Annotated in this window: 15 protein-coding genes and 1 tRNA gene; 15 read left to right on the top strand and 1 reads right to left on the bottom strand. The window is 38.5% G+C overall.

From position 1 onward, the window contains the following. The first annotated feature begins 43 nt into the window (after positions 1-43). The 3 genes from H5157_RS09830 (at position 44) to H5157_RS09840 (ending at position 3,780) form a co-directional block, all read left to right on the top strand. Positions 44-119, top strand: a tRNA-Glu gene (locus H5157_RS09830). 283 nt (positions 120-402) lie between these two features. Beyond that, the gene (locus H5157_RS09835) at positions 403-3,270 is read left to right on the top strand and encodes a pitrilysin family protein (RefSeq protein WP_182724602.1); all 2,868 of its coding nucleotides are present in this window, start codon (positions 403-405) and stop codon (positions 3,268-3,270) included. 243 nt (positions 3,271-3,513) lie between these two features. After that, positions 3,514-3,780 carry a DksA/TraR family C4-type zinc finger protein gene (locus tag H5157_RS09840; protein ID WP_024605380.1) on the top strand — a complete coding sequence of 89 codons (267 nt, stop codon included), beginning with the start codon at positions 3,514-3,516 and terminating at the stop codon, positions 3,778-3,780. A gap of 284 nt (positions 3,781-4,064) precedes the next feature. Here H5157_RS09840 and gloA read toward each other — a convergent pair whose 3' ends face one another. Next, entirely contained in the window at positions 4,065-4,466 is a 402-nt protein-coding gene (gene gloA / locus H5157_RS09845) for a lactoylglutathione lyase (protein WP_002962959.1), read from the bottom strand. 625 nt (positions 4,467-5,091) lie between these two features. On the opposite strand from gloA, the gene H5157_RS09850 reads away from it, so the two are divergent. The 12 genes from H5157_RS09850 (at position 5,092) to H5157_RS09905 (ending at position 26,196) form a co-directional block, all read left to right on the top strand. Next, on the top strand, positions 5,092-5,970 hold the full coding sequence (locus tag H5157_RS09850) for an NAD(P)-dependent oxidoreductase (RefSeq protein WP_002962960.1): 879 nt from the start codon (positions 5,092-5,094) through the stop codon (positions 5,968-5,970). Between the two features lie 147 nt (positions 5,971-6,117). Next, a complete protein-coding gene (locus H5157_RS09855; RefSeq protein WP_182724603.1) occupies positions 6,118-8,376 on the top strand; it encodes a polysaccharide lyase 6 family protein in 2,259 nt (752 codons plus the stop codon). 5 nt (positions 8,377-8,381) lie between these two features. Beyond that, complete coding sequence (locus tag H5157_RS09860; protein WP_182724604.1) at positions 8,382-10,598, top strand: heparinase II/III family protein; 2,217 nt, start codon at positions 8,382-8,384, stop codon at positions 10,596-10,598. Between the two features lie 5 nt (positions 10,599-10,603). Continuing rightward, positions 10,604-10,948, top strand: coding sequence for a cupin domain-containing protein (locus tag H5157_RS09865; RefSeq protein WP_149606178.1), 345 nt, complete (start codon positions 10,604-10,606; stop codon positions 10,946-10,948). Positions 10,949-10,950: 2 nt separating this feature from the next. Beyond that, positions 10,951-12,258, top strand: coding sequence for an MFS transporter (locus tag H5157_RS09870; protein WP_002962964.1), 1,308 nt, complete (start codon positions 10,951-10,953; stop codon positions 12,256-12,258). Positions 12,259-12,332: 74 nt separating this feature from the next. Beyond that, positions 12,333-13,265 carry a sugar kinase gene (locus H5157_RS09875; protein ID WP_182724605.1) on the top strand — a complete coding sequence of 311 codons (933 nt, stop codon included), beginning with the start codon at positions 12,333-12,335 and terminating at the stop codon, positions 13,263-13,265. Between the two features lie 229 nt (positions 13,266-13,494). After that, positions 13,495-14,112 carry a bifunctional 4-hydroxy-2-oxoglutarate aldolase/2-dehydro-3-deoxy-phosphogluconate aldolase gene (gene eda, locus H5157_RS09880; RefSeq protein ID WP_058154918.1) on the top strand — a complete coding sequence of 206 codons (618 nt, stop codon included), beginning with the start codon at positions 13,495-13,497 and terminating at the stop codon, positions 14,110-14,112. A gap of 14 nt (positions 14,113-14,126) precedes the next feature. Then, the gene (gene fbaA, locus H5157_RS09885; protein ID WP_039489411.1) at positions 14,127-15,209 is read left to right on the top strand and encodes a class II fructose-bisphosphate aldolase; all 1,083 of its coding nucleotides are present in this window, start codon (positions 14,127-14,129) and stop codon (positions 15,207-15,209) included. Beyond that, positions 15,206-16,168: a class 1 fructose-bisphosphatase gene (locus tag H5157_RS09890; RefSeq protein ID WP_182724606.1), complete on the top strand. Its 963-nt coding sequence runs from the start codon at positions 15,206-15,208 to the stop codon at positions 16,166-16,168. The genes fbaA and H5157_RS09890 overlap by 4 nt, the downstream gene beginning before the upstream one ends. A 449-nt stretch (positions 16,169-16,617) precedes the next feature. Next, positions 16,618-19,353 carry a poly(beta-D-mannuronate) lyase gene (locus H5157_RS09895; RefSeq protein WP_182724607.1) on the top strand — a complete coding sequence of 912 codons (2,736 nt, stop codon included), beginning with the start codon at positions 16,618-16,620 and terminating at the stop codon, positions 19,351-19,353. 325 nt (positions 19,354-19,678) lie between these two features. Further along, on the top strand, positions 19,679-22,711 hold the full coding sequence (locus tag H5157_RS09900; RefSeq protein WP_182724608.1) for a TonB-dependent receptor: 3,033 nt from the start codon (positions 19,679-19,681) through the stop codon (positions 22,709-22,711). Positions 22,712-23,232: 521 nt separating this feature from the next. Next, positions 23,233-26,196 (top strand): TonB-dependent receptor, encoded by a 2,964-nt coding sequence (locus tag H5157_RS09905; RefSeq protein WP_182724609.1) that lies wholly within the window; start codon positions 23,233-23,235, stop codon positions 26,194-26,196. The last annotated feature ends 303 nt before the right edge of the window (positions 26,197-26,499 follow it).

Raw genomic sequence — 26,499 nt, forward strand, 5'->3', positions numbered from 1 at the left:
AAACGAGTCTAAAAATTCAGTTGTCCTAGTGACACATTTATGTGTCCCCATCGTCTAGAGGCCTAGGACACCGCCCTTTCACGGCGGTAACAGGGGTTCGAATCCCCTTGGGGACGCCACTTACTTATTTTAAGTATTGTGTAAAGTAGTGTGACACCGCACTCTCTATGCACGACGTTATCAAGAGTACCAATCTCTTAGATATGTCATTTACTACTTAGATAGGAAAGTGCAGTGTTATTAGAATAAAACCACAAATTAATACCCTCATTTTATACTTCATTTTTATATCAATCTATTTACACTTTGTTACAAAACCAAACCCATAATCGCTCCATATTCCTTGTTGTACTTTTAATTAGTCTTTAAACTCATTGAGTTAATTTAAATATGGACTAAAAAATGAAACTCACAAAAATTGCACTTGCTGTTTTACTTGCATCAGGGTTGGCTGCATGTAATAGCTCAACTCAAGCTGTTGATAAAAATATTGTTACAGAAACATCAATTCCTGGCGTTACACTTATTGAATCAGTGAAATCTAATGCAGGTGAAATCAACATACCGTATAAAAAATATAAACTAGATAACGGTTTAACTGTAATTGTGCACGAGGATCATTCAGATCCCTTAGTACACGTTGATGTAACATACCACGTTGGTTCTGCTCGCGAAGAGTTGGGTAAGTCAGGCTTTGCTCACTTTTTTGAGCATATGATGTTTCAAGGATCAGAGAATGTTGCTGATGAGGAACATTTTAAAATAATATCTGAAGCAGGCGGTACTTTAAATGGTACTACTAACTCTGATAGAACAAATTATTTTGAAACAGTACCTGTAAATCAATTAGAAAAGATGTTGTGGCTAGAAGCTGACCGAATGGGCTTTTTACTCGATGCTGTAACCCAAGAAAAATTTGAAGTACAACGCGAAACAGTAAAAAATGAGCGCGGCCAACGTGTTGATAATCGCCCTTATGGTCGTTTAGGTGAACGTGTTGCTCAAGCGATGTATCCAGACGGCCATCCATATTCATGGCCTGTAATTGGTTTTATGGACGATTTAAATCGCGTAAATGTAAATGATTTAAAAGCATTCTTTTTAAAATGGTACGGACCAAATAATGCAACGCTTACCATTGGTGGTGACATCAACGCTAATGAAATACTGCCATTAGTTACTAAATACTTTGCACCAATCCCAAAAGGTCCTGAAATACCTAAAGTTGAAAAAACAGCTGTAATACTAGATGCTGATAGATATATTTCAATGGAAGATAAGGTTCACTTACCTTTATTAAGTATGAGTTTCCCAACGACTTATGCTCGCTCTGAAGATGAAGCACCTCTTGATATACTTGCTGAAATATTAGGTGGAGGTAATAATTCACTACTATACAAAAACCTAGTTAAAACTCAACTTGCTGTTCAAGCAAGTGCAAATCATCCATGCCAAGAGTTAGCGTGTTCAATTAGTCTTTATGCTTTACCAAATCCTACAGCAGGGAAAACGTTAGCTGATATGGAAAAAATCATTCGTGATTCATTTGTTGAATTTGAAGAGCGTGGCGTTACACAAGATGATTTAGATAAAGTAAAAGCTAAAATAGAGTCAGGTGCAATTTTTGGTCTGCAAAGCGTATCAGGAAAAGTCTCTCAACTAGCCGCATCTGAAACGTTTACAGGTAACCCAAACTCAGCTAAAGATGAGATTGCACGTTATAACAAAGTTACAAAAGCTGATGTTATGCGTGTTTTTAATCAATATATCAAAGGTAAATCTGCCGTTATTATGAGTGTTGTGCCAGAAGGTCAAACTCAACTTATAGCTGCCCCAGATAACTTTACGCCTAAAGCGCATGATTTTGGAGGTCCATCTACAACTTCAGCTGATGATTTAGTAGCACGAAGAGCTGTTGATACATTTGATCGAAGTATTCACCCTGTAGCCGGCGCAAATCCTGCTGTTGATGTTCCTTCTCTTTGGCAAACTAAGACCGAAAACGGTATTAAAATATTAGGTACGCAAAGTACAGAAACGCCAACCACCGCTATTTTCATTAAAGTTCCGGGTGGCTTGTATAATGAGCAAGCTAGTAAAGTGGGTTTATCGTCAATGACTGCATCGTTAATGAGCGAGTCAACGCAAAACTACACTACAGAGCAAATGAGTAACGCGCTTGAAAAACTGGGTAGCCAGGTAAGTATCTACTCAGACAAAACACATACAAATGTGTATGTTTCTAGCTTAACTAAAAATGTAGATGCAACGCTAAAGCTTGTTGAAGAGAAATTATTTAAACCAGCATTTAATGCCGATGACTTTGAGCGTAATAAAAAGCAAATCATTCAAAATATTCAACATTCAATGAAGGATGCAGGGTATTTAGCATCTAATACATACAGCAAATTACTATATGGCGAAAATATAGCTGCACTTCCAAGTACTGGAACGCTTAATAGTATTGAGGCTATTACATTAGATGACGTTAAAGCTTTTTATAACGCAAACTTTAAACCACAAGGCGCGCAAGTCATTATTGTTTCTGATTTAAAAGAGTCAACAATTGAGCCAAAGGTTAAAGCTACACTTGCAAACTGGCAAGGTAAATCGAGCCCAGTTACTGTTGATTTCAGTGAACCTAAAGTAGAAACTAATGTCATTTATCTTGTAGATAAACCAGATGCCCCTCAATCAGAAATTCGTATTGGTAAACGCGATATGGTTGAAGACATTACTGGTGAGTTTTTTAAAGCTAACTTAATGAACTTTGCATTTGGTGGCACGTTTAACAGCCGTATCAATCTAAATTTACGAGAAGATAAAGGCTACACTTACGGTGCTCGCTCTCGTTTTTGGGGTGATAAAACATCAGGCGGCTTTACAGCTTCTGCAGCGGTGAGAGCCGACTCTACTGCAGCGTCTATTACAGAGTTTACTAATGAGCTTAATAACTATGCTCAAAACGGTGTCACGGATGAAGAGCTTATGTTTATGCGTAAAGCTATCAATCAAAAAGATGCGCTTAAATACGAAACGCCTAATGCAAAACTTGGCTTTTTAGCACAAATATTAGAGTTCGATTTAAAACCTAGCTTTGTAAAAGAAAGAAATGAGATTGTTAGCAATATTAGCAAAGAAGAAGTTAACGCCTTAGCTAAAAAACACTTAAACACTAAAGATATGATTTATTTAGTAGTGGGTGATGCTAAAACACTTCGCCCAGAGCTTGAAAAATTAGGCATGAAGGTTGTTGATTACAGCCTTTAATATTTAAATAATTGGAATTATAAAGCAGCTTTTTTAGCTGCTTTTTTTTGCCTGATTTTAGAGTGTTGATCTTTTTGAAAGTAGATTACAGGGAGCAACTACAGCGTCTTTCTTTAGATATAAAATATAGTTTTATAGTTGAAGCCTTCAAATAACACCCCATTCCTAGCTTTATTATTCAGTACTTATAAAGATTCAATTTGGTAGCATAAATTTAAACATCCAACTTTATTAGGAGGATTTATGGCAAGTGGATGGGCACGAGACGGTGCAATTCAAGATCAAATTGATGCAAGTGTTAACGACGCCGTACAGTATGCAAGAAGCAATTTAATATCTGGTGCAAGTGCTGAGCTATGTGACGAGTGCGATGAAAAAATCCCACAAGCACGAAGGCTCGCGCTACCAGGAGTTCGCTACTGTGTTGCATGCCAAGCTGAAATAGAAGGCAATGGTGCCAGCGCTAAATCGTTTAATAGGCGTGGTAGTAAAGATAGTCAGTTGCGTTAAAAAAAGGTGCTGCAAAGCACCTTTTATTTAATACCAATCTGCATAACCATTTGAACTATATATAAAATTAAACCTCTCCATAGTTATACCAACCAGCATAAATCTTTGATCAATTTAACGAATTAAATTGCACTATTACGTCGATAAAAATTTTTTATTTAGAACAACTAGATACAAAAATTTTGCCTAGTTCTAGCGTAATTTTTTTAACGTTAAATAGACCCCATATATAAGCAGATTGGCATTAAGCAAATTGTTATAACTTGAATTAGTTGTTAAGTAATTTAAAATTTACTCATGTCTTCTTTTTTCTGAATTAACTCAATTGCATAGCCATCTGGGTCTTTTACAAAAGCAATTTCAGTAGTACCGCCTTTTACAGGCCCTGGTTCACGGCTTACATTGCCACCAGCAGCTTTAATATCTGCACATGCTTTGTAAATATCATCAAACTCAATAGCAATATGACCATATCCATTACCTAGGTCGTAGTTATCCTCGTCCCAGTTATAAGTTAGCTCTAATACTGTGTTATCTGCTTCGTCGCCATATCCAACAAAGGCAAGAGTGTATCTGTATTCACTGTTATCAGCTCTGCGTAATTCTTTCATACCTAATATTTCAGTATAAAAAGCAATTGATTTATCCAAATCCGCTACACGAAGCATAGTATGTAATAAACGCATTTTTAGTTCCTTTAGTTATTTATTCAAAGTTAAGAGTATTTTTAACTAAGCGCTATTATCAAGCGCGTTTTAGGGGGGTTATATGTATTAGCCATATATGTAGGCATTACATATAAATCACAACCTTAATATGAGAGTGGGCTTAAAACAGTTTGAGTTCGACCTTTATAAATTACCAATTAATGAATCATTTTATTAAATTTTGGATGTTTAAATAACCAGTACTCAATTATTGGTCAACCTATTAGTATAAAAAAAGTTACTGATTGTTCAACAAAAGTTAACCTTTGCTTAATTGTGCTGTTGATATATAACCATTTGTTTTAATAGGATATTAAATTAATTTTTGTGTAATTTTTAAAAATGTGGCGTTTGCTTGGTTAACTTATTGGTTGACAAAAAAGTCGTATGGTAATACAGTTTTTGCATACCAATTGGTAAGTTGCTTGGTTTGAGTGAGTACAATGTATTGGTAATTAATCAGAGTTACGTTTTGCACAGGTTAATTTATAAATAACTCAAGCTTAAAGTTACTCTACAAATTGAAACAAAAGACACAGCGTATTTATAGAGTAAATTTTACTTGTTCTTATAAAAGTATGCGCCACATATTTAGGAGTTATTCATGTCAAAACCAGTCATCGGTTTCATCGGCTTAGGCTTAATGGGCGGCAACATGGCCGAAAATTTACAAAACAAAGGCTATGAGCTAATTGTTATGGACCTTAGCAAAGATGCGGTTGCAGCATGTGTTGCTAGAGGCGCAAAAACAGCAAGCACTGCAAAAGAGCTAGCTGAAGGTTCAGATATTGTTATGTTTTGTCTTACAACGTCTGCCGTTGTAGAAAAAATTGTTTACGCAGAAGACGGTATCCTAGCGGGTATTAAAGAAGGTGCAGTATTAGTTGATTTTGGTACTTCTATCCCATCATCTACTAAAAAAATTGGTGCTGATTTAGCAGCTAAAGGCGCAGGCATGATCGACGCGCCACTAGGTCGTACACCAGCACATGCTAAAGACGGTCTTTTAAACATTATGGCTGCAGGCGATATTGATACATTCAATAAAGTTAAACCAGTACTTGAAGATCAAGGTGAAAACGTTTTCCATCTTGGCGAGCTAGGTGCAGGTCATACAACTAAGCTTATCAACAACTTCATGGGCATGACGACAGTATGTGCTATGTCACAAGCATTTGCAGTGGCAGAGCTTGCTGGTGTTGACCGTCAACAACTTTTCGACATTATGTCGACTGGCCCATCTAACTCACCATTTATGCAATTTTGTAAAAACTATGCAGTTGATAATGTTAGCGACCTTGGTTTCTCGATTGCTAATGCAAACAAAGATTTAGGCTACTTCCTACAAATGGTAGAAGACCTAGGTACTGAATCAAAAATCGCTGAAGGTTCATCAGCTAACCTACAAGCAGCGTTTGACGCTGGTATGGGTCAAGGTAACGTTCCTGAAATTTTTGATTACTTCAAAAAGTTAGAAAAGTAATACTTCTCGACCTTATTGAGCGCTTTGAGCTTTAACTTAAAGCGCTTTAACACACATGACACCAATTGACTAAAGTCTTTGTGCAATGTCAGCTTTTTTTAATTCTGATGAAGCACTACTTTCAGTCACAACGAAAAAGAGTTAACTATGCGTTTGATTAATACAATAAAGCTTAGTCTAGTTCTCATCGGTTGCATATCCACACAAGTAGCGGCCAAAGATTATTTTATAGAAAATAAACAAGCTTTTAATGATATCGCAGCTAATCTAGTTGCTGGCGACAAAGTAGTACTTAAAAATGGTACTTGGTCTGACTTCGAAATTTTACTTGAAGGCCAAGGTACAAAAAACTCTCCTATTATATTAACCGCTGAAACTAACGGAAAAGTAATTCTATCAGGTCAATCTAATCTAAGACTTGCAGGTAAATACCTTGAAGCTTCTGGTTTAGTATTTAAAGACGGCTACACACCGAGCTCAGCTGTAATAGAATTTCGTAAAAATAAAAATGAATTAGCCTACAATTCACGAGTTACTCAAACAGTAATCGATAATTACAGTAATCCAGACAAGCGAGAGTCTGATTATTGGGTTGCCTTATATGGACAACATAACCGCTTTGATCATAGTCATTTAGTTGGCAAACGCAATAAAGGTGTGACAGTTGCTGTTCGTTTAAACACCAAAGCAAGCCAGGAAAACTATCATCGTATAGATAACAACTATTTTGGCTACCGTCCAACTTTTGGTTCTAACGGTGGTGAAACCCTGCGTATTGGCACAAGCCATTACTCACTAACTGATTCGCATACATTGGTTGAAAATAATTACTTTGAACGTACCAATGGTGAAGTAGAAATTGTTTCGGTTAAGTCAGGTAAAAACATCCTTCGTAATAACGTATTTTATGAAGCGCGCGGTACATTAACGCTGCGCCATGGTAACGGCAATCTTATAGAAGAAAATATCTTCATTGGTAATGGTGTTGATCACACAGGTGGTATCCGCGTTATCAATAAAGATCAAATTGTAAGAAATAACTACCTACAAGGCCTAACAGGCTATCGTTTTGGCAGTGGTTTTACTGTAATGAACGGCGTACCAAATTCATCTATTAATCGTTATCACCAAGTAGAAAATGCGACGATTGAAAACAACACATTTATAAATGTGCGTCATATTCAACTTGCTGCAGGTAGCGATGCTGAGCGTAGCGCAGCCCCAAAAAATAGCGTAATGAAAAACAACTTAATCATAAACCAAGATGGTGAACAGCCATTTACAACATTCGACGATGTAAGTGGGTTAGTATTAAGTAACAACATTGCAGATACAAAAGTGCTTTCTGAGCTAACGTACGGTGTAAAAAAAGAAAAAATCACGCTTGAAAAAGCAAGTAATGGTCTACTTTACCCAACCTCTAAAAGTTTAAATGTAGGTGCAAAGCGCGATTTAAAAGTACTTAAAAAAGAAGATACCGGTGTTAGTTGGTATGCAAAAGTACCTGCTTTAGTTGATTTTGATTCTGGTAAGACACATTCTGTTAAAGCTGATGTAAGTGCATTACTAGATGCTATTGATAATGCAGAGTCGGGCGATGTTCTAGAACTAGCGCCTGGCCAGTATGATGTGTCTAAACTGGTTAAAATTGATAAAACGTTGACAATTAAAGCAAAGCAGAACACAAAGTCTAAACTTACTTTTCAACGCTCTACCTTGTTTGAAATACATGATGGCGGCAGCTTAAAACTAGATGGTTTATCAATTTCAGGTGAAAACGCGCCAGATGCAATAGGTAACAGCATTGTTCGTACGCAAAAATGGGGTATGGTTGATAATTACCGCTTTGTAATGACCAACTCAGAGTTAAATGCTTTAGATATTAATCATTCATTCCATTTCTTTATCACTGGTAAAGGTGCAATGGCTGACGAAATTATTGTTACAGGTAATACCTTTAATACAGTAACAGGTGACATTTTACGTCTAAATACTGAAATTGAAGACTTAGGTGTTTATAACGCGGAATACGTTATTGTAAATAATAATACATTTAATAATGTAGAAGGCGGTGTACTTAAGCTTTACCGTGGTGGTACTGATGAAAGTACATTTGGTCCTCATTTTGAAATGACAAATAACACGCTTAATAACGTTGGCCTTGGTAAGCGTAACAAAGAGCAAGCGAGCATTTATGTTCACGGTGTTCAGGTTACTAATATTAAAGATAATAAATTTGTTAAATCTGCTCCTATTGTTGTAGAGCACACAGTAGGCGAGCCTAAAACTGAAATCTCAGGCAATACATTTGATGCCACTAAAGCACCAAGCGTTAAAGAGTTAAGAGTTAAAGGCCCACACACGGCAGTATTAAAAAATAACAACATTTTAAATAAGGCAGGGTAAATACTATGTACTTATTAAAATGCCAAACACGTTTTAAAATAGCTGCTGTAGCTGCAATTACATTACTTACATCATTGGGGGCGCATGCAGCGCACCCAAACTTAGTGATTACTACTGATGATGTTAAGCAAATGCGCCAAGCAATTAGTAGCAACGGTAGCACAAAGTTTGCTACTGCGTTTGAATCGCTAAAAGCGCAAGTAGATAAACAAATTGCACAGCCTATCACTGTACCCGTTCCAAAAGATGGCGGTGGTGGTTATACACATGAGCGCCATAAGAAGAATTACCAACTTATGTACAACGCGGGCATTATTTATCAATTAAGCCAAGATGATAAATACGCAAACTATGTACGTGATATGTTGCTTGAGTATGCAAAATTATACCCAACGCTTGGTCTGCATCCAAAACGTAAAATGGATTCGCAAAATCCAGGTAAGTTTTTTTGGCAAAGCCTAAATGAAGCAATGTGGCTTGTGTACACAATACAAGCTTATGATCTAATTCATGACTCGTTAAATGCCGATAATATTAAAACAATCGAGAATGACTTACTCCGTCCTGTTTCGTTGTTCACATCTGTAGGCCAACCGTCTACATTTAATAAAGTACATAACCATGGAACATGGGCAACAGCGGGTGTTGGCATGGCAGGGTATGTATTAGGCGAACCTGAGTGGGTAGAAAAATCATTATACGATTTAGAAAAGTCGGGTAAGGGTGGCTTTATTAAGCAGCTAGAGATGCTGTTTTCACCACAAGGTTACTATAACGAAGGTCCTTACTATCAACGCTTTGCACTATTACCATTTGTAACGTTTGCTAAAGCGATTGAAAACAACGAACCACAACGAAAAATCTTTGAATATCGCGATGGCATATTATTAAAAGCGATTGATACGACGATTCAACTTAGCTACAACGGTTTGTTCTTCCCAATTAACGATGCAATAAAAAGTAAAGGCATCGATACCATTGAGTTAGTGAATGGGGTAACGGCAGCGTATGGCTTAACCAACGATGCAGGTTATTTAGATATTGCTAAGCAACAAGACCAAATAATTCTCTCTGGTGATGGGCTAAAAGTAGCTCAAGCACTTGATAACAACATGGCAAAACCTTATTCGTTTAAATCCGTTGCCTTCGGTGATGGTAATGACGGTAAACAAGGTGCTCTAGTTGTAATGAGAACGCAGGTAGGTGGCGATCAAGCGCTACTGTTTAAACCTGCTGCACAAGGTTTGGGCCATGGTCATTTTGATAAATTAACATGGCAGTTTTACGACCACGGAAATGAAATTGTATCTGATTATGGCGCAGCACGTTTTTTAAATGTAGAAGCTAAATACGGCGGTCGTTATTTACCTGAAAACGAAACTTACGCAAAACACACTGTTGCGCACAATACGGTAGTGGTTGACGAAACAACGCATTTTAATGCAAATGTTGAAGTAGGAAATAGTAATTACCCTACACTTAACTTTTTCGAAACAAATGAATACGGCACGGTTTCAAGCGGCGAAATAAGCACAGCTTATAAAGGCGTAGATCTTGAGCGTACGCTTGCACTTATTAACTTACCTGAACTACAAAGCACAGTTGCACTTGATATATTTGATGTTGCTGCAAATAAAGCGCATCAGCTTGACCTGCCTTTGCATTATAAAGGTCAGCTTATCGATACCAGCTTTGAGTTAAAAGCAAATGCAGCACAGCTGTCTGCGCTAGGTACTAAAAATGGCTACCAACATTTATGGCTTAAAGCTCAAGCGCAACCTCAAAGTGGTTTAGCTAAAGTAACGTGGCTAAACGAAAATGGTCGTTTTTATACGCAAACGAGCTTGGTAAAAGGTGATGAGTCTTTCTTGTTTACTCAAATAGGCGCAAATGACCCTCACTTTAATTTACGCAACGAAAATGGTTTTATTCGTCGTGTTGAGGGGCAAAAGCAACATAAGTTTATATCTGTATTAGAGCCACATGGTGAGTACAACCCAAGTAAAGAATATACCCTAGAAGCTGTTAGTCGAGTTACAAAGCTTGAATATAGTCAGCAGGGCGATTTAACACTTGTTGAACTTGATATTAAAGGCAACTCATATTTAGTGGCAATTAATAAAGCACAAACATCAGCTAAAAACACATTCAATTATCAAAATAAAGAGTTCACTTTAAATGGCCGATTAGGCGTTTATATGATGAACAATAATCAGGAGTAAATAGGATGAAAAAGCAAAGCGCAAACTTTTCATTTGGTAACGAGACCGAAATAGAAGACTTAGGAAATGGTCTAAAACGTCAAATGCTAGGTTATAACGAAGAGCTAATGGCTGTTAAAATTTGGTTTGAGAAAGGGGCTATTGGTTATAACCATGCTCACAGACATTCTCAAGTAACGTATGTTGTTGAAGGTGAGTTTCACTTTAACATTGATGGCGTAACTAAAATCTTAAAACCGGGTGATAGCTGCTTAATCCCACCATTTGCTGATCATGGAGCTACCTGCCCAACAGGCGGAATCCTGATTGATACTTTTAGCCCAGCGCGTGAAGACTTTCTTGAGGATTAATTATGCAACTTAAAGGCTTACGTTGGTGGGTTATAGCGCTAATAGCGCTAGCTACCATTATTAACTATATCGACCGCCAAGCACTTAGTGTGCTTTGGCCGGACATTGTTGAAGATTTATTTCCTGATGAATCAGCGCTAGAACGCAAACAAATATACGCTAATATTTCTATTGTGTTTGTATTTGCTTATGCATTTGGTCAGGCAATCTTTGGTAAAATATTTGACTGGGTGGGCACACGCTTCGGTTTTGTACTATCAATAGGTGTTTGGTCTATTGCAACCGTTGCGCATGCATTTGCACAAGGTGTACTTAGTCTTAGTATTTTTCGCGCAATCTTAGGTGTAGCAGAAGCCGGTAACTGGCCTGGTGCAGCTAAAGGTAACGCAGAATGGTTCCCTACTAAAGAACGTGCTTTAGCACAGGGTATTTTTAACTCTGGCGCCGCAATTGGTGGCATTATTGCTATTCCTTTAATTGCTTATTTAACTATCTACTTTAGCTGGCAAATGGTGTTTGTTTTTGTTGGTGCATTAGGTTTCCTTTGGTTAGTTCCATGGTTAATTTTAGTTAAAGCACCGCCTAGCTCACATCCTTGGCTTACTGCCGAAGAACGTGAATATATCTTAACGGGTCAAAGACGTGTTGATGACAACGGTGATGTAACTGGTGAAGACGAAGAGGAATATAACCCTACAACTGCTGAGTTACTTTCTCGTAAGCAAAGCTGGGGTGTAATCATTGCCTCTGCCGCAATTGACCCAATTTGGTGGTTATTTGTTTTTTGGATCCCTATTTACCTAAACGAAGTATACGGCATGGATGTTAAATCTATTGGTATATACGGTTGGGTACCTTATGTTGGCGCTATGTTTGGTGCTTGGTTTGGTGGCTTATTGGCACAAAACAGGCTTAAAGCAGGTTGGAATACAGATAAAACACGTAAGCTTACTATTACGCTGGGTTGTTTAATTATGTTACCAGCGCTACTTGCAATGGCAAATCCAGGCGGACCAACAACAGCGGTACTAATTATGGCTGTTATCTTATTTGGTTTTCAAACTGCAATTGGTAACGTGCAAACACTACCAAGTGATTTGTTAGGTAAAAAAGCAGTGGGTACATTATCAGGTTTTTCTGGTATGGCGGCAAAACTTGGTGCTGTAGGTCTTACATCGTTAGTACCTTTTCTTACTGCTGATGGTAACTACACACCAGCATTTGTAATTGGTGCTTCTTTAGCCATCATAGCAATGGCAGCTGTTTGGATTTTAATTCCAAAAATAGAACCTCTTAAAAAGCCTCAATAATCTAGATAATAACTGCTATGCCAACATATTTTGTATAAGTGCATAGCAGTTAACTACATAGGGTAACTTCCAAGATGAAAAATATTTACTTTATCGGTGAATGCATGGTCGAGCTTAGAGCTATGAGCGCGGCAACACTGCACCAATCATTTGCAGGCGATGTTTATAATTCTGCAGTGTATTTAAAACGTTGCTTCCCGCAGGTTACTACTTCGGTTGTTACGGCTTTAGGTCAAGATAATTTAAGTAAAAAAATGCTAGAACGCTTTGAAAGTGAAAAAATAAATACGCAACTTGTATTTGCTCACGACACCAAAGTACCTGGTATGTACTACATAGAAACTGATGAGCATGGTGAGCGTAGCTTTATTTATTGGCGCAATGATTCTGCAGCTAAAAAGGTTGTTGATTTTTTAGATGCTGATGCACTCGAGCAGCTTAGCCAAGGTGATATGTTTTTCTTTTCAGGAATTTCATTAGCAATAATTGAAGAAAGTGCACGTGAAGACTTTTGGAAAGTTGTAAAGCAGCTTAAAGATGCTGGGGTTAAAATCGTTTTTGATCCTAACTATAGAGCACGTTTGTGGAATAGTGTAGAGGAAACAAAAGAGCAATATCATTTAGCCTTTACGTTTGCAGATATTACCCTACCAGGCGTTGAAGATTTAACAACACTTTATGGCGTTCATAGCGTAGAAGCAGTTGTTGAATATTTAAAGCCTTACCAAATTGAAGAAATTGTTGTTAAAAATGGCCCTGAATCGGTAGTGACAAAAGAGGGCGATACGCTTCAAAGCCACACTATTGTACCGGTCAAAAACGTTGTAGATACAACATCAGCAGGCGATGCCTTTAACGGTGTTTACTTAGGTGCACGTTTATCTGATAAATCAATTTCAAGTGCCGTGCAACTTGCTGCAAAAGCGGCAGGGACTGTTATACAGCAACCAGGTGCTATTGCTCCAAAAGATATATTTCAGCTAGCAATGGCTGAAGCTGGCATGTGATACCAATTTTATTAAAAACATGATCACCTTAGCGTATTAAATAACTCACTAACTACGTTAAAAATTATTTATATAGAGCAACTATGTATCATAATTTTAGCCTTGTTATTGAGCTATTTTCTTGTCGCTATAATAGCTCAATAATTTAATGCAATTGGTATAACAAAATAATTAAACATTAAAGGCCGCTATACCTCGGCCGCATTACTTTTTATAAAGGAACAACGTTATGACTCGCTTTTCTGAACTTATGGCAGGACAAACACTGCTACCTATAATTCAAGCAGATACTCCAGAGCAAGGTGTTCAAATAGCGAAAGCTATGGCCAATGCTGGGCTTACTTTAGTTGAAGTAGTGCTAAGAACAGAGGCATCAATAGAGGCATTAAAAGCTATTAAAGCACAGGTGCCTGAGCTAAAAGTAGGTGCGGGAACAGTCATCAATACTGATATTTTGGAGCAAGCACTTGAAGCGGGTTCTGATTTTATTGTAACCCCAGCGGTGTCTCCTACGTTACTTGAAGCACTTGCTAAATGTAATGTGCCGGTACTTCCTGGTGTATCAAACACCGGTGATATTTTAATGGCGCTTGAATATGGCTTTGAAGAGCAAAAATTATTCCCAGCATCGCTTGCCGGTGGCGCTCCTTTTGTGTCAGCTGTGTCGTCAGTATTTAGAGCAGTCAGCTTTTGTCCTACAGGTGGCGTTAGCGAAAGTAACAAAATGGACTATCTTTCTTTAAATAATGTATTCGCCGTTGGCGGTACTTGGATAGCGAAGAAAGAATGGGTTGAACAAGAAAATTGGCAAGCAATTACTGATTCTTGTATCCAGGCTTTAAAATAGAAAGGATTTCATAAATGAATTATTTAGCCCCAACAATACTACCAGGCGTAATCGTTGGCGACGAAGTAAGTGCTGTGTACGAGCATGCACGTACTAATCAATATGCGTTGCCAGCGGTAAATGTTGTTAGCACAACATCTATTAATGCGACGCTAGAAGCTGCTAAAAAGAAAAACTCGCCCGTTATTATTCAGCTTTCTAATGGTGGAGCACAATTTTTTTGTGGTAAAAGCTTATCTTTACCAGAGCAACAATCAGCTGTGCTTGGGGCGGTAAGTGCTGCAAGATATGTACATTCAGTGGCAGCACATTATGAAGTAGCAGTGATGCTTCACACTGATCACGCAGCTAAAAAGCTACTACCTTGGATTGATGGTTTGCTTGATGAAGGTGAAAGACACTTTGAACTGACTGGCAAACCATTGTTTAGCTCACATATGATTGATCTGTCAGAAGAGCCTTTAGAAGAAAATATCGAAATTTGTGAACGTTACTTAACGCGTATGGCAAAAATAGGTATGACGCTTGAAATTGAGCTTGGTTGCACGGGTGGCGAAGAAGACGGTGTTGATAACTCACACCTAGATAGTTCTGCTTTATATACTCAGCCTGAAGATGTTGCATTTGCTTACGAACGCTTAAGTCGTATTAGCCCTAACTTTATAATTGCAGCCTCTTTTGGCAATGTTCATGGTGTATATAAACCGGGTAACGTTGTTCTTACGCCAACTATTTTAAAAGATTCACAAGCTTACGTATCAGAAAAATTTAATCTACCAAGTAACTCAATTAACTTTGTTTTTCATGGTGGTAGTGGCTCTGAGTACAGTAAAATTGCAGAGTCTTTAACGTATGGCGTAGTGAAGATGAATATTGATACCGATACGCAGTGGGCGTGTTGGACAGGTATTTTAGATTACTACAAAGACAAGCAAGCATACCTACAAGGGCAAATTGGTAACCCTGACGGGGATGATAAGCCAAACAAGAAATACTATGACCCTCGTGTATGGTTGCGTCATTCAGAGCAAAGTATGGTTGCAAGGCTAGAGCAATGCTTTGACGATCTAAATTGTGTAAACAGGTATAGCGCATGAAAAGATTAAATACAGTATTGAAAGAAGACGGTGTAGATACCGATCTTATTTTACTTATTCGCACAATTTTAGCGACCAGTAAAGAAATTGCTTTTCGAGTAAGCCAAGGTGAATTAGCCGGTGTTTTAGGCTCAACTTTGAATGAAAACGTTCAAGGTGAAGTTCAAAAAAAGCTTGATGTAATCGCAAACCAACTACTTAAAGACATCCTACTTGATGATAGCAGTGTACGATCTGTTGCATCAGAGGAAGAAGATCATGCGGTAGGTGGCCACCCTGAAGGTAAGTTTATTGTTGCTTTTGACCCGTTAGATGGCTCTTCTAATATTGATGTTAATGGGCAAATAGGCACTATATTTACTATTTACTTAGCCCGTGATGATGTTCCTTTTGATAGCGACGAGCAATTTAGTCAGCCCGGTGTAAATCAAGTGTGTGCAGGCTATGTGTTATACGGCCCTTCATCATTACTTGTAATGAGTACTGGCGGTCCTACGCGTTGTTATACGTTAGATTCAACACATGGCGGTTACTTACTGACAAACAAGCAGTTAAGTGTGCCAGAACAAAGTCGCGAATTTGCCGTAAATATGGCTAACTATCGTTACTGGGACGAACCAACACAAGTGTATTTTGATAAATTGCTATACACCTGTGAAAGCTTTGAAAAAAGCTCAATGCGTTGGAATGCAGCGATGGTAGGTGACGTTCATCGTATTTTATGCCGAGGCGGGTTATTTTTGTATCCACAAGATAAACGCAGTGGTAACGATAACGGAAAAATAAGACTGCTTTATGAAGCAAACCCGTTAGCACTTTTAGTTGAAAACGCAGGTGGTAAAGCAACCTCTAGAGGAGCGCGAATTTTAGATATTGCGCCCACTAGCTTGCACCAGCGTGTGCCTGTAGCTTTGGGTTCAAATGAGCCTGTAGAGTTTTATAATAACGCCATGTTATAAAACAGCACTCAAAAAAAGGGGTAAGAAAATTGCCCCTTTTTACCTTTAATTTTAATTCTCTTTGTAAATCATCCTCTTTATACAAACTCACTTCTTTTCTTATTGTCTTCAAATAAGAATACTTCACATATATTAAATAATATTACTTACTAAACCCTATATAAAACTAAGTTTTTACTATAACGCTATGTATCTTCAACGTTATTTTTCACAATTGAATTCAATTCTTAACCAACAATAAAAGCCCGAGGTTAACTTGGTGTTTATTTATTGTTATTTAATTAGGTGGCGATAGTGGAAAAACTTATTTTATTGTGGTTATATTACCAAGTTGGTTAACAATTCATTTGCAACTCAAATGAATTTGGTAATAATTACATGATTTATTTGGTAACACACACAATAGATAACCAAATATTAAAACTATAAATTTGGAGAATAGAGCCACCATGAAATTCAAACATTTTGCGCTATGCGCTATTGCAGCAGCAATCGTTGGTTGTGACACAAACTCAAACAACAATGACAACAACTTGGGCTCTATTGCTCTTAGTGGAACTGTTACAAGCGGACAAACATTAACAGCTGAAGTTAGTGACCCTGATGGTATCTCAGGTGACGTGACTTACTACTGGTATGCAGATGGTGAGGCAATTGCTGGTGCAAATAGCGCTTCATTTACATTGACTGACGATCAGATAGGGTTACCAATTACAGTTCAAGGGCTTTATACCGATGATGGCGGTATTAATGAATCGCATATTACAGAACCAACCGCAGATGTTGCCGCAATCGCATTTCCTGCAAGTTTAACTATTACAGGTGACGCACTAGTTGGTTCGCAACTAACTGCTAATGTAGCTGACGACAATGGCTTTGATGGCGATACAGTAACTTATAAATGGTTTGCAGATGACGTAGAAATTGCTGATGAAGCACTTTCAACGCTCACGTTAACAGACGCACAGTTTGGTACAGTTATTACAGTTAGTGCATCTTTTGAAGATAGCCGTGGGTTTAACGAGTCTGTAACTTCAGCCGGTACAGAGGTTGTCGCACGAACAAACTCAGAAGGCGAAGTTACAATTAGCGGCACGCCAACTGTTGGAAATACTTTAACAGCAGAAATTAATGATACCGATGGGGCGACAGGAGATATCACTTATCAATGGCTTGCTGACGCACAAGCGATAGATGGCGCAATAGAGAGCACCTTTACAGTTGATGCATCACTTTTAGGTCAAAAGGTAAGTGTTCAGGTTGCTTATACAGATGATAATGGGTTTATCGAGGATAATACATCAGAGGAAACAATTGCTGTTTCTGCTGTTGCGGTTGACGAAGCCGGTAGCGTAGCCATTATGGGTGTAGTGCCTTATTTAACAAATGGCGAGTTAACCGCTGAGATAACTGATAACAACGGCGTTGAAGAGGCTAACGTTACTTATACTTGGTCTGCTGATGGCGTTGAAATAGCTGGGAGCAATAGTAAAACATTTACGCCTTCTGATTACGCTGGCTCAATAATGTCAGTAAAAGCCACGTATACAGATAATGATGGCTTTGCGAGTGAGGTTACAAACTCACTTGATACATTGGTTTACACACAATTAGTTAGTAACCCTGAAGCACTCCTTGGTGCTATAAGTGGCGGTTTAGCTGACGGTGATGTTATTGGTTTAAACACGGGTGTTTATGCTGATATGGACGCAATTTTATTAACCAGTGCAGTAACGCTTCGCGCTGTAGAAGGTCAAACTCCTGTACTTAGTGGTGAAGTATGTGTGCATGTAGCTGCTGGAGTAGATGGCGCTGGGTTAACAGGGCTTACCTTTAAGAATATAGATACTAAAGCGGGTGCATTTTGTGAAACCGAAGAAGGTGCTGTTATTTACTCAGAAGGGGATAACTTTACTTTTTCGCAAAACACGATGGATGGAGAAGAAGCAACGCTAAACAACTCTACTTATCATTGGTTAATGCTAAAAGGTAAAGGCGCTTTAATCGAACGTAATACATTTTCTAATCGTAATTTTGCTGAAAATGGCTCCGTGATTAAAATGGCATCTGCAAGCTCGGATCACGTTATTGAATATAACTTGTTTAGTGGCACTAGTAGCAATCCAAACTTTGACAATTCTAGCTTACATTTAATTAATGTTGGCAGTACAACGGCTAGTGGTGCAGCTGATAACGCAAACTTTACTATTCAATACAACCGAGTAGAAAACTTTGTAACGGGTCGTCGTTTAATGCGAGTGCAAACATCGGGTGCAACCATCAAAGGCAATACAATCGTAAATCCTAATGGTGGTATTTCACTAGAAGATGGTGGCTTCAACAGTGTTACAGATAACGTTATTATTCGAACTACCGATATTGCAAGCTCTGATGATCGCCCAGCGGGTATATTAATTACACCACTTGGTCACACAGTGAGTAACAACTACATCGCTGGTATTCGTTCTGGTAATAAAGAAGCGGGCGGTATTGTATTTACGGCAAATCCATTTTCGCAAGCTGACGGCGGTGTGCCAAACTCGGGTAACCAAGCTGTACTTGATGCGGCTGGCGACTTTACACTAAATGTAACAAACAATACGGTTTTGAACTCACAGCAACCTATTGTATTTAGTACGGAAATAGGCCCTAAAGCACCAACAAGTGATTGTGATGAGTTAACCGCAGCGAATGCGCCGGTACTCTATGGGCTGACCAAAAATGCGTTTGTTATAAACTTTAATGGAAATTTAATTGCAAACGGTTTAGGTGATCAAACAGACGCAGATACAATAAGCAGCAGTGCTAAAACTCAAGGCCTATTTTACCCAAATACACTTGATAGTGACCATGCTTTTGAATATGACTGTGACTTAATTAATCATGATAGTTCGGTGCTAAGTAACAACTTTGGTTATATGGATAGTCGAGTATCAGGCGATGCAAGCGGTGACTGGGTTGAAATTAGAAAACTAAATGGTAATGGCGCATTCGATACTGATGGTGCAATTGACCAAGACCCAGCAACTAACGGTAAAGAAGTGCTTGAGTACGTTACAGCAGCAAGTACGTTATTAGAAACTGACCCTGCAGGCCTTCAGGCAGAGGCAGGTGCTAAAGGTCTTCATTATATTCAATCATCTGAAGTAGGTGTTGGATCTACATGGAAAATACAAAACGATTAAGTAACCAATTAATCAGTTAACTTTTAAAAGCCCCAAATTTGGGGCTTTTTTATTATTTATTAATAATCACAACACTTTTCTGAACCTACATTACCCATTTATCGACTAGTTTAGATCTATATATATTCTAGTAAAAAACCTGCCTGACCTACTGGTAATGCTGTTAAGTTAAAATTGGTATACCTTATGGTAATATTAAAGCGTCAAATTGGTTGATCATCGTGCTGGGTTTAAGTATATTAATATCAAAGGTCACATAAAATATACATCAGCATAACAAGCTAACACACTAAAATCACACAACAACAACCAGCGGAGAATTCAAATGTCGTTGAAGTCACGAGATAACAATAATTCTACAACAGGGCAGTTTGCAATGCGCCCAGTTGCAAAATGGGTAAGAACAGCGGTCATCGCAGGTATGGCAAGTTCTTGCGTATTTACAGCAAGCGCACAGGAAGATCAGGGAAAAGCGACAGAAGTTGAAGAAGACGTTGAAATAATTAGTGTTACAGGTACACGTAGAACGATACAAGATCAAATAGCAATTAAACGTGAAGCAACAACGGTAGTTGATGGCCTGTCATCTGAAGATATTGGTGATTTACCAGCACTGTCAATCGGTGAAGCACTAGAATCAATTACAGGTGCTGCATCTCACCGTGAAAACGGTGGTGCTACAGAAATCACTATCCGTGGTCTTGGTCCATTTTTAAGTGCAACACACATTAATGGTCGTGAAGCGACTAATGGTAGTGGTGACCGCTCAGTTAACTTTTCGCAGTTCCCTTCTGAACTTGTAAAAAAAGTAGCGATATATAAAACGCAAGATGCCTCAATGATTGAAGGTGGTGTTGCAGGTGTTATTGCACTTGAAACTATAACTCCACTTGATTTTGGCAAACAACGTGTATCAGCTGAGGTTAAATTAAATTACAACCCAGACGAAGGTAATGTAGATAACTCGCTGCAAAGTGACGCGGGTTACCGTGGCACGTTTAGTTATGTTGATCAGTTTGAATTTGATAACGGCCAAGCCGTTGGTGTGTCTTTTGGTGTGCAGCGCCAAGAAATTAGTCAACCAGAGGCTGAATACAGAAGTTCTAGCCCATCAGGTTCTTCATTGTGGGCGTGTTTAAACGATCCGACTAATACCAATGAAGGTTTTTACCGTAGCAGCGCAGGCGACTGTGAAGACCAAGTTAATGGCAGTAGCAACCAAGGTTACGATACAGAAATCGATCCAGAAACAGGTAAAGCAGTAAGTGATGGGACTCCTTATGCTTGGACTGGCAGTAGCCGAAGCTTTCGTCAAAACGAGACATCTGATGAACGTGATGCAGTATTTTTTGCACTGCAATACCAACCGTCAGCTGATTGGGATATTAACTTTGATGCACAAATTTCAGATAGAACACAACAAGAAGCACGCCACGATTTAATCTTTTTACAAAAACGTGCAACACCAGGTGTAACCGGTCCAACTCTTGTAACTAACGATGTAGGCGGTATTTTACATTGGGAAGGTGAAGAGCGTATTGAATCAGCGGGTGAGCAATTTTCTCGTGAAGAAAACTACCAAGGTTACGGCATAAATATAGAACATACAGTTACCGATAGATTAACTGTTGACTTAGATTTAGCGTATTCAAAAACTGAACGTGAAGAACTTCAAATATCTAATCGTGGTAGAACATCAGGTCGCAATTTCTTTTCTTGGGATATGGGCGATGAAATTCCTCATTTCACATTGACAGATTTTGACGTAACAGATATTTCAAACTTTACAGATAGCCTAAGAACACGACTTGACCGTGAAAATGTTCGTGAAAACGAAGTTATCTCAGCGCGACTAGATTTTGACTATGCGCTAGATGGCAACGTTATTACAAGTATTCAAGGTGGTATTAGAACATCTGAAATGACCTTCCTACAGTATGGTGGTAGCCAAGGTAACGGTTCAAGAAACGAATTTACACTAGACTCTGGTACTGAAGCGCTTGACGTATTACAAGGTTGTCAAATCGATTTCCCTGAATCAGGCTTTTTATCGAGTGTATCTGATGGTGATATCGTAACAAATATTGATAGCGACGGTAACGTTGTAGCTAGCGGTACAGGTTCATCATGGGCTACATACGACAACGTATGTTTCTCACAAGCTGTAGCTGGTTCTAACGCTGATGGTGTGTTTGCTTACCCAGAAGTGGAATATGAAAATGCAGGTACAATTGATGTAACAGAAAAAACAACATCAGTGTACTTAATGGCTAACTACGATACTGAAATGTTTGGCAAATTCATTCGCGGTAACTTTGGTCTTCGTATTGTAGACACAGATGTAACTTCGATTGGTTTTAGAAATAGCTTTGATGTTGTAACAAGTGATACCGGTGTACTGTCTCTAGTTGAGTCTGATAACGGTTCACTGGATAAAATAAAAAGTGGTGGCGATTACACTAAGTATTTACCAAGCTTTAACCTAGTTATTGATTACAGCGAAGATATTTTATTCCGAGCAGGTATATACCGTGGTATGTCACGCGCAAATCCATCTAATTTAGGTTATAGCCGTACATTCCAAGAAGATACAGAAGGTACAGCAACATCAATTAGCGATTTATTAGTGGGTGTAAATGGCTCTGGTAACCCGGACACTCAACCGCTTATGTCGTGGAACTACGATGCTGCGTTTGAATGGTACCCTAACGAAGATTCAATCTTAGCGTTAAGCTTATACTACAAACAGTTCAACGGTGGTTTTCAACAACAAACCGTAATTGAAGATTTTACTGTTGCCGGTGAAACTGTTTCATTACCAATTACTAACTCTGTTACGTCAGACGAGGACAGTGAAATATTAGGTCTTGAAGCTTCATTTTCTTACCGCTGGGATAATGGCATCGGTATGAAATTTGGTTACAACTATGCAGACACTGACTTTGAGTTCCAAGATAGCTTATACGGCGATACGTTTGTTACTGATGTAGACGGTAATACTACACAATTAACTGACGGTATTGTTGAGTCGGCTTCAGTACCTGGCTTCTCAAAGCATGTATTTAGCAGCCAGCTGTACTACCAAATTGGTGGGTTTGATACTGCCGTTATTTACAAATATCGTAGTGAGTATTTCCAACCATATACTACAAATGGTACTCGACTTCGTTATGTTGATTCTGTAGGCGTATGGGAAATGCGCGCATCATACAAAATTGATGAGCACTTTAGAGTTAAAGCAGAAGCAATTAACTTGTTCAGCGCACCTAAATCACAAGATTTCTTTGTTGAAGGAAACTTAGGTGAAGTGAATGACTACGGCCCACGCTTATTCTTAGGTTTAAGCTACAAGCTGTAATAATAGTTAAACATTAAATCTCATTAAAAAGGCGGTTTTACCGCCTTTTTTGATCCCTAAATTCTTCAATTTTATATTTTCAATAACGCTAATAAATAGTACTCAACACAGTTTGCTTTCTAATAACGCTTCTTGACTGAAAAAAAATTGGTTAACCAATAATGCCATTTATTAAGTGCGTACAACATCATCGGTTTCTCTTGCCTAAATTATTTCATTTTTAAAACACTAACTCTTTTAACCCTTGTAATTGATAGCTCAATTTCTAATTAAATTTAAAATCAATAAATAACATGAACTTAAAATCTACTTTATGATTTTAATTTAAAGGTTAGGTAGGTTTTTCTATTTTGGTAATAACATATTGCATAATATTTGATCTAAATTCATTACCAAAAGGTTGACCTTTTTATGGTTGGGTGTAAATATAAAGTTAAGGGTTTGTAATAATTAAGGGCTTTTAATAAAAACAATAAAGTAGCTGGTTAAACATAGCATTTCACACACACAGGAAAAAAACTATGAGTCACAAGTTATCTAAAATTACACTGGCAGTTATATCGGCAACCGCACTTGGTATGTCTTTGTCTACACAGGCGCAAGAAGCTCCAAAAAAAGCTGTAGACGATCTTGAGGTTATTGAGGTTTCAGGCATTCGACAATCGCTTACAAATGCGCTTGCACAAAAGCGTTCAGCAGATAGCCTTGTTGAGATTATTGAGGCTGTCGATATTGGTAAGCTACCAGATCAAAACCTCGCAGAAGTACTTGAAAATGTAACGGGGATTCAAATTACCCGTGAAGCAGGGGTAGGTACGGGCGTTCAAATTCGTGGTACCAATGCTAATCGTACAGAAGTGAACGGCGTATCAACAGTTGGCTCTGGGTCTGGGCGAAGTGGCATTAGTTTTGAAGATGTATCAGCTGCAATCATCTCCGGTGTAGAAGTAATTAAGTCACCTGAAGCAAAAACAATCGAAGGCTCTGTGGGCGCAACAATAAACCTTAAAACAATTCGCCCGTTACAGTTAAATGAAACTCTAGGCTCAATTAGAGTTCAAGGTGAAGATAGTAGCTTATCAACAGATGGTGTTACTCCTAGGGTATCGGGTGCTTGGGGTGATAACTGGGAGCTTGATTCTGGCGGTAAGTTTGGTGTTGTATTTAGTGGTAGTTACAGTGAGCAAGACGTAACCGCATTTCGTCCTCGTGCTGATAGAGATAATTCGGTAGCCGCTGATAGTGGTGCAGCAAGTGCACAATCATTTGATTTTCTACCAGTACAATTTTTAATTCAAGATTACGATAATTACGAATACGAGACAAAAAACTTCGCAGGTACATTTGAATATGCACCAAACGATAATATGAAATTCTTTTTTGATGCAGTTGTTAACGATCAAGAGCGCCGCCAAGAAAGCTCAAGAGTACAAGCATCTGGCCTAAGTGATCTTAGAAATGTATCAATACCGAGTGAATTTGAAACAGTTAATTTTGGTTCTCTTGACGGACAAAATCTAGGCAGCATACAAGCGGCCGTAAGAGGCGTTATTCCGGTTGAAGACGGTGGTGGCGATCCTAATTTACGTTTTTCTAGTGATACTAATTCACGCATAACAAAAAGCAAAATATTTAGAATAGGGGGCGAATGGCAAGGCGATAGATTATTTGCAAGTGTTGAAGCCTCAACCTCTCGTTCTGATTCAACTACACCAAGCTTTAATACAACGCTTAATTTTATAAATCCAAATGTCGCTACTAATTCGTCAAATGAAAACGGTACTCCTTTTGAGTATGATCTTACAGGTGATGCACTTACATTTGGTATTGCAACGGGGGAGGCAAACGCACCAACAATGGCTCAATTACTCGACCCTGCAAATGTTGTTCTACGTGACGTAAACCAAGGGCAAGATGAGTCAGAAAATACAGAAGATGCGTTTCGTACAGATTTTACATATTACTTAGATGATGTAATAACGTCAGTCGATTTTGGTTACCGCTACAGTAAAACGAGCAGTATGTCGGATCAAGTTCGCTCTAACGTTGGTTTAAGAAATATGGCTGATAGCCCAACGGGTGATTTATTTGCACAATTATTAACAGCGGGCCCAGATAACTTTAATGATGGTGATGGGCGAGCACTTTATATTCGTGATTTCTTACTTATAAACCCAGAGCTTGCATCCTCTGATCCACAAGCTGTATTAGCAGCACTTAACCAAGCGATTGAAGCTAATAATGCAATAACAGGTTCTGATCGTGGTCCAATAAGTTCACCAACGTCTCAAGTAAATGCGTTTTTTGATATTGAAGAAGAAACACATGCCTTATATGCACAAGCTAATTTTGAGTATGGCATGTTTCGCGGTAACTTTGGCTTACGTTATTTAGAGACTGAAGTTACATCGCTAGGTAACTCTGTTACTCAAGATGGAAGTGGCAACGAACTGGTGACTCAAGTAACGTCAAAAGGTGATTACGATTTCTTTTTACCACGATTTAATTTAGCCGCGAATGTAAGTGAAGATGTGATTGTTCGTCTAGGTTGGTCAAAAGATATCAGACGCCCAGATTTTGATGACCTATCTACATCCGTTACGTTTGGCACCAGCCCTAATAGTGCAGTTTCAATAGGTAACTCAGGCTTAGAGCCAGAAGAAGTAACCTCTTTCGATATATCCACTGATTGGTATTTTGCACCCGCTGCTTTATTAAGTGTGGGGTACTTTCATAAAACACGTAGCGATTTGCACGTTACACAGCAAGTTGACCCATTTGAAGACCCAAGCACAGGCTTTCGCGATACAAATGGTCCTGAATGTGAAGGCGGCGGCATATTTAACCCAATTGCTGACATAAACGTATTTGGCCCAGATGCTGGTGTAGGGTTATGTGTACCAACACAAACTACTATTAATGATTCTGGCGAAACAACACAGCAAGGCATCGAGCTTGCAGCTCAATACGACTTATCAAATTTTGAAAAAGAGCTAGGCTGGGCATCAGGTTTTGGTGTTGTTGCTAACTACACCTATCAAGAATTTTCTGGTGGTGAATCATTTGACACCGCAACGAGTCGTGCAAATGCTGTTTTTGCATTAACAACCGGTAACCCGGATGCAGACATCAGTGCTAAGCAATCACTCATTGATCTGTCAGAAAACGCATATAACATCACATTTTACTATGAGAAATACGGTCTATCTGCTCGAGCGCGTTACACGTGGCGCGAAGGGTACCGTTCAACTGACTTTGGTAGCACTTCAAGCTTCCCATGGGGTTTCCCTGTTGTACAAGAAGACAGAGGGCAGCTTAATGCCAGCATAAGTTATGATGTGAACGATCAGCTAAATATCGGTATTGAAGCCGTTAACTTAACTGAGTCAGAAGTTAGCCAGTCTTGTGTAAACGAAGGTGCTTTACTTTGTTTCCAAGGTATTACAGACCGCCGTATTACATTTGGCGCAAGCTATAGATTTTAAAGGTTATAGTTAAATCGAGTCTATAAGTGTGTGTATTTAAAAACGCTAAAAGCAAGCCACCTGGCTTGCTTTTTTTTAACTATAATTAGTTAACATTTACAAAAATGATTTATTCCACTTTGTATTTTACTTATCAATACCGTTACAGCGGCAATGTCTTGCGACACTGCCACCAGTAATTATACCAACCTGCATAAATCTTTGATCAATTTAACGAATTAAATTGCACTATAACGTCGTTAAAAATTTTTTATTTAGAACAACTAGATACAAAAATTTTTGCCTAGTTCTAGCGTAATTTTC

The sequence above is a fragment of the Pseudoalteromonas sp. SG43-3 genome (assembly GCF_014164385.1).
Taxonomy (GTDB): domain Bacteria; phylum Pseudomonadota; class Gammaproteobacteria; order Enterobacterales; family Alteromonadaceae; genus Pseudoalteromonas; species Pseudoalteromonas distincta.

Excerpts from the sequence above, each read along its gene's own strand:
- H5157_RS09850 (WP_002962960.1), top strand. The coding sequence starts at position 5,092 with ATGTCAAAACCAGTCATCGGTTTCATCGGCTTAGGCTTAATGGGCGGC.
- eda (WP_058154918.1), top strand. The coding sequence starts at position 13,495 with ATGACTCGCTTTTCTGAACTTATGGCAGGACAAACACTGCTACCTATA.
- H5157_RS09890 (WP_182724606.1), top strand. The coding sequence starts at position 15,206 with ATGAAAAGATTAAATACAGTATTGAAAGAAGACGGTGTAGATACCGAT.
- H5157_RS09905 (WP_182724609.1), top strand. The coding sequence starts at position 23,233 with ATGAGTCACAAGTTATCTAAAATTACACTGGCAGTTATATCGGCAACC.
- H5157_RS09870 (WP_002962964.1), top strand. The coding sequence starts at position 10,951 with ATGCAACTTAAAGGCTTACGTTGGTGGGTTATAGCGCTAATAGCGCTA.
- H5157_RS09900 (WP_182724608.1), top strand. The coding sequence starts at position 19,679 with ATGTCGTTGAAGTCACGAGATAACAATAATTCTACAACAGGGCAGTTT.
- H5157_RS09855 (WP_182724603.1), top strand. The coding sequence starts at position 6,118 with ATGCGTTTGATTAATACAATAAAGCTTAGTCTAGTTCTCATCGGTTGC.
- H5157_RS09875 (WP_182724605.1), top strand. The coding sequence starts at position 12,333 with ATGAAAAATATTTACTTTATCGGTGAATGCATGGTCGAGCTTAGAGCT.
- fbaA (WP_039489411.1), top strand. The coding sequence starts at position 14,127 with ATGAATTATTTAGCCCCAACAATACTACCAGGCGTAATCGTTGGCGAC.
- H5157_RS09865 (WP_149606178.1), top strand. The coding sequence starts at position 10,604 with ATGAAAAAGCAAAGCGCAAACTTTTCATTTGGTAACGAGACCGAAATA.
- H5157_RS09840 (WP_024605380.1), top strand. The coding sequence starts at position 3,514 with ATGGCAAGTGGATGGGCACGAGACGGTGCAATTCAAGATCAAATTGAT.
- H5157_RS09835 (WP_182724602.1), top strand. The coding sequence starts at position 403 with ATGAAACTCACAAAAATTGCACTTGCTGTTTTACTTGCATCAGGGTTG.
- H5157_RS09860 (WP_182724604.1), top strand. The coding sequence starts at position 8,382 with ATGTACTTATTAAAATGCCAAACACGTTTTAAAATAGCTGCTGTAGCT.
- H5157_RS09895 (WP_182724607.1), top strand. The coding sequence starts at position 16,618 with ATGAAATTCAAACATTTTGCGCTATGCGCTATTGCAGCAGCAATCGTT.
- gloA (WP_002962959.1), bottom strand. The coding sequence starts at position 4,466 with ATGCGTTTATTACATACTATGCTTCGTGTAGCGGATTTGGATAAATCA.